Here is a 3,902-nt window from a genome sequence, read left to right on the forward strand (position 1 = left end):
GCGATGCGTGCGTGACTACGAACGGCTGCCGGCCCACCACGAGGCCATGGTCCGGTGGACCATGATCAGAATCACCAGCAAGCGGCTGGCCAAGCAGGTTTAGGAACAGGCTCTAAGGCCTTTTTGAAGATGGACCCGGCCCCCGCACCACGGGGCCCAGTTGGCGGATGCGGCTCGGGACGTAGGAGGTCCGGGCCGGTTGCGGGGCCGACGGCTTCGCGGTCGTTCCCCGGGACGTCGGGGCGTCGTCGGGTTTCTGGTTGGTGCGGGTGACGGCGAGGATCATGCCGATGCCGGCCAGGGACGAGACCATGGCGGAGCCGCCGTAGGAGATGAAGGGCAGCGGGACGCCGATGACGGGGAGCATCCCGCTGACCATGGCGATGTTGATGATGGCCTGTCCGATGATCCAGGTGATGACGCTGCACGAAAGGGCGCGGGCGAAGACGTCCTTTGTCCGGGCGATGGTTTTGAAGACGGCGACGGCCAGTATGGCGAAGAGTCCCAGGACCAGGAGCGCGCCGGCAAGGCCGAGTTCCTCGCCCAGGATGGTGAAGATGAAGTCGTTGTGGGCTTCGGGGATCCAGTTCCATTTCTGGCGGCTTTGTCCCAGCCCCACGCCGAACCAGCCGCCGGAGGCCAGCGCGTATTGGCCGTTCAGGGCCTGATAGCCCAGTCCCTGGGAGTCTTCCGGGGAGCCCGCGCCGAGCCAGGAAAAAATCCGGCCCATGCGGTTACCGCTGGTTGCTGCCAGTGCCAGTGCCGCCACGGCGGACGCCCCCGCGGCGACCCCGATGACTTTCATCGGCACGCCGCCGTAGAACAGGGTGGCGGCGAGGATGATCATGATGATCAGGGTCGTGCCCAGGTCATGGCCCAGGGCGACGAGGGCCATGATGACCGCTCCGGCGGGCAGCAGGGGGATGACGGCATGCTTCCACTGACCCAGTAATGTCTGTTTGCGGGAAAGGACGGAGGCGGCCCAGACGATGAGCGCGAGTTTGGCGAACTCGGAGGGCTGGGCGGTGAAGCCGCCCACGTTCAGCCAGTTCCTGTTTCCGTTCACCGTCATGCCCAAGGGCGTGAACACCAGTCCGAGGGCCATGAGCGCGCCGATGAGCATGGGCCATGCCAGTTTCCGGATGCGACGGACAGGGAGCCTTGCCAGGACGAGCATGGTGACGATCCCGGCGAGGGTCCACATGCCCTGTTTCAGGGGCAGCTCATAGGGGTTGGCCCCGGACGCGACGGACTCGACCGACGAGGCCGAGGCGACCTCGACCAGACCGACCGCCGCCAGGGTCAGAACAACGGCCAGGATCACCGGCCGCTTTCGGTCCCTGGATTCGTCCGCCAGCCACCGTCTGACGCGGCCGCCCGAGGGCCTCCACAGGTTGTTGTGCGGCAGCGGCTTCTTGGTTGCGGTCATCGTCTCTTTGCTCCATGGCTTCCGTCCGGCTCTGGTCCCCGCCCCGGTCCGTCGCGCGGACACTCGGCACCCAAAAACGATACGTCCGCCGGCCGTCCCCATGGCCGACCACAGGCGTTGCGCGTGCGTGTCGGAGGGAATCCCCCGGTTCGGGCCGCGGCAGGGAAACAGGAATTCCCGGTAATCCGACCCCGCGTCTGCGGGAGGACGGGCCATCAGAGCCGCGGGCCGGTCCCTAGTAGAATGGGGCCTGTCCGAGGCCTGCTGCCGCGATCCGAAGACGACGTCACCAACCTGGCTCATTCTGCTCGGTCAACCGCCGGGCAACCAGGCCCCGACAAGTGTTCCCCACCCGGAAAGAGGCAGTACATGAGTCAGCAGTTGGACGTCGCGAAGCCGCGCCGGAATGTCGAGGCCCTCCTGCTGCTTGTGGCTCTGTTCATCGGGACCGGTGCCAGCGCGATGGTCAGCCTGGACAGGAATGAGGCCCTCGGTACAGGGTTCTGGTTCCAGGCCGGAACCCTGACGGGTCTGGCCGTGGTGTTCCATGTTGTTTTGCGGGTGCGGGCGAGCTACGCGGACCCGGTGATCCTTCCGATCGTGGTGGCGCTGAACGGAATCGGCATCGCCATGATCCAAAGCCTGGATGCGGCCACCGGCACCGACGCCGGGGCCAACCAGCTCAAGTGGACGGCCGTGTCCGTCCTCATCGCCGCCGCCGTCCTGTGGTTCCTCAAAGACCACCGCATGCTGCGCCGGTACACGTTCATTGCCCTGGCCGTCAGTGCCTTACTGCTGATCCTGCCGCTGGTCCCCGGCGTTTCCGCCGGGGACATCAACGGCGCCAACGTGTGGATCCGTCTGGGCCCGCTGCAGTTCCAGCCCGGGGAAATCGTCAAAATCACGCTGGCCGTCTTCTTCGCCGGATACCTCTCCGCCAACCGGGATCTGATCCTGCTGGCCGGCAGGAAAATCGGGCCCCTGCAATTCCCGCGGGTCAAGGACATGGGACCCATGGTTACCGCCTGGGCGGCCAGCGTCGGAGTACTGGTCTTCCAGCACGACCTGGGCATGTCCATCCTCTTCTTCGGCCTGTTCATGGTCATGATCTACGTCGCCACCAGCCGGGCCAGCTGGCTGCTCCTCGGCCTGGTCCTCATGGCCGCCGGCGGCTACGCGACCGCGAACATCTTTCCCCACGTCCGTCTGCGCATCGACGCCTGGATCAACGCCTTTGACCCGCAGGTCTTCGCCCGGTTCCCGGGTGGAAGCGCCCAGATTGTCGAGGGCCTGTTCGGGATGGCCTCCGGCGGCCTGGTCGGAGAGGGACTCGGTCTCGGCCGCCCGGACCTGGTGCCGTTCGCCAACAGCGACATGATCATCGCCTCCCTCGGGGAAGCACTGGGCCTCATCGGGCTGTTCGCCATCGTCGCGCTGTACATGCTGCTCTTCACCCGCGGCTTCCGGGCCGCCCTGGGGACCCGGGACCCCTTCGGGAAACTCCTGGCCTGCGGCCTGTCCTTCGCCATGGCACTGCAATGCTTCATCATCATGGGAGGAGTAACCCGCCTGATCCCGCTCACCGGCCTGACCACCCCGTTCCTCTCCGCCGGAGGATCCTCCCTGCTGGCGAACTGGATCATCGTTGCCCTGCTGCTGCGCATCAGCGACGCCGCCCGCAGACCCCACGCAACCGGCCCGCTCCCATCAGATCTCAACGAACCCGGGACCAGACGGGACCGGGAAGGGTTGGCAGCTTCCATACGCGGCCGCTGAACGAGGCCCGGGAACCGCCAGCGCAGGGCGTCGATGCAGTTTGAGATGCCGGTGCCCAGGCCGTTGGTGATGGTCAGGGTGAACGCGCCGACGAAGATGGCCAGGATGGTCAGCGATGTGCGCAGTTTGCTGCGGAAGCTGTTCGTGATGGCGGTCTTCAGGATTTCGAGGGGTTTCATGCCGCGTGCTCCTCGTCGGTGGTGATCAGCAGGCCGTCGCGGATATACAGACGGCGGTTGAAGCGGGCGGCCAGGTCGTGGTCGTGGGTGACGGTGATCAGGGTGATGCCGTGGTTGGCGTTGAGGTCGAACAGGATGTCCTCGACGATGCGCCCGGTGGTGGTGTCCAGGTTCCCGGTGGGCTCGTCCGCGTACAGGACCTGCGGGGTGTTGACGAGGGCGCTGGCGATCACGACCCGTTGTTTTTGGCCCCCGGAGAGGTTGCCGGCCTTGTTGCGGGCCTTGTCGGCCAGTTCGAGCTGTTCCAGGACGGCCATTCCGCGGGCCCGCCGTTCACGGGTCCCGACGCCGGCGATCTTGAGCGGGAGAACGACGTTCTCCAGCACGCTGGAGGCGGTGTTGAGGAAGAACTGCTGGAACACGAAGCCGAACATGGAATTCCGCAGCGCGTTGAGGTTGCGTCCGCTCAGGGTCTTCGCGTCGGTCCCGTCGACATGGATCTGGCCGCCGCCGGGGTG

Annotated in this window: 3 protein-coding genes; 1 reads left to right on the top strand and 2 read right to left on the bottom strand. The window is 66.2% G+C overall.

Annotated elements, in window-relative coordinates; translation table 11 throughout:
- Positions 1-112 precede the first annotated feature (112 nt).
- Entirely contained in the window at positions 113-1,429 is a 1,317-nt protein-coding gene (gene ftsW / locus J9611_RS20140; RefSeq protein WP_211882866.1) for a putative lipid II flippase FtsW, read from the bottom strand.
- A 369-nt stretch (positions 1,430-1,798) separates the two neighbouring features.
- On the opposite strand from ftsW, the gene J9611_RS20145 reads away from it, so the two are divergent.
- A complete protein-coding gene (locus tag J9611_RS20145; protein WP_211882867.1) occupies positions 1,799-3,205 on the top strand; it encodes an FtsW/RodA/SpoVE family cell cycle protein in 1,407 nt (468 codons plus the stop codon).
- Between the two features lie 175 nt (positions 3,206-3,380).
- On the opposite strand, the gene J9611_RS20150 is transcribed toward J9611_RS20145, so the two are convergent.
- A partial coding sequence (locus J9611_RS20150; protein WP_211882868.1) for an ABC transporter ATP-binding protein occupies positions 3,381-3,902 on the bottom strand: 522 nt, incomplete at its 5' end.

It is taken from the genome of Pseudarthrobacter albicanus (assembly GCF_018224015.1).
Classification (GTDB): domain Bacteria; phylum Actinomycetota; class Actinomycetes; order Actinomycetales; family Micrococcaceae; genus Arthrobacter; species Arthrobacter albicanus.

What these genes read in the sequence shown, in the direction of transcription:
- ftsW (WP_211882866.1), bottom strand. Translation starts at nt 1,429, where the DNA reads ATGACCGCAACCAAGAAGCCGCTGCCGCACAACAACCTGTGGAGGCCC.
- J9611_RS20145 (WP_211882867.1), top strand. Translation starts at nt 1,799, where the DNA reads ATGAGTCAGCAGTTGGACGTCGCGAAGCCGCGCCGGAATGTCGAGGCC.